The organism is Streptomyces sp. NPDC044061 (assembly GCF_056434305.1).
Map to the genome: position 1 here is coordinate 8,134 of NZ_JBWKFL010000029.1, position 758 is coordinate 8,891.

1 protein-coding gene is annotated in these 758 nt (G+C 77.8%); it reads left to right on the forward strand.

Features of this window, described 5'->3' with window-relative positions:
* Window positions 1–105 precede the first annotated feature (105 nt).
* A complete protein-coding gene (locus tag AC07CM_RS35505) occupies window positions 106–639 on the forward strand; it encodes an RNA polymerase sigma factor (protein ID WP_478880603.1) in 534 nt (177 codons plus the stop codon).
* Window positions 640–758: the final 119 nt, after the last annotated feature.

Genomic DNA, 758 nt, shown 5'->3' on the forward strand with positions numbered 1-758 from the left:
CCACCCCCCCCATCTCTCACCCCACCCCGCCCCCCCCCCCCCCCCCCCCCCCCCCCCCCCCCCCCCACGGCAGCCCACACCACGACCGACGATCGGGGGACACCCATGGAGACCAGTGGCGGCCTGTGCGCCCAGGCGCCCCGCGAGGACGACCGCGTCAGCCCGGGCGAGTTCGACGCCTCCTTCACCGCCGACATGCCGCGGCTGCGCAGACGGCTGCTGGCCCTGACCGGCAACCCGTACGACGCCGACGACCTGCTGCAGGAGACGTATCTGCGGCTCTCCCGGCGGGCCCGCGCCCACAGCCTCGCCCAGCAGCGGCACCCGTACGCCTACACCTGCACGGTCGCCCTCAACCTGCTGCGCGACTCATGGCTGCACCCCTCCCGGCGGGAAAGCGCCACGGACCGGCTGCCGGAGGCCGGCTGGGACGGCGGGCTCGGCAGGTACGAGGCGAGCGCCACGGCCCTCGCGCTGCTGAGCCTGCTCTCCCCGAAGGAGGCTGCCGCGGTGATCCTCGTGGACCTGGAAGGCCTGAGCCACGACTCGGCCGGCGAACGCCTCGGCGCCCACCGCGGCACGGTCCAGCGCAACCGCATGCGCGGCCTGGCCAAGATGCGCGCCGCGCTGACCGCCTAGCCGCCCCCGGACCCCGGGGGGGGGGGGGGGGGGGGGGGGGGGGGGGGAGGGGAGGGGGGGGGGGGGGGGGGGGGGGGGGGGGGGGGGGGGAGGCGCAACCGCCTACTCGCCACGAAGGT

What these genes read in the sequence shown, in the direction of transcription:
- AC07CM_RS35505 (WP_478880603.1), top strand. Translation starts at nt 106, where the DNA reads ATGGAGACCAGTGGCGGCCTGTGCGCCCAGGCGCCCCGCGAGGACGAC.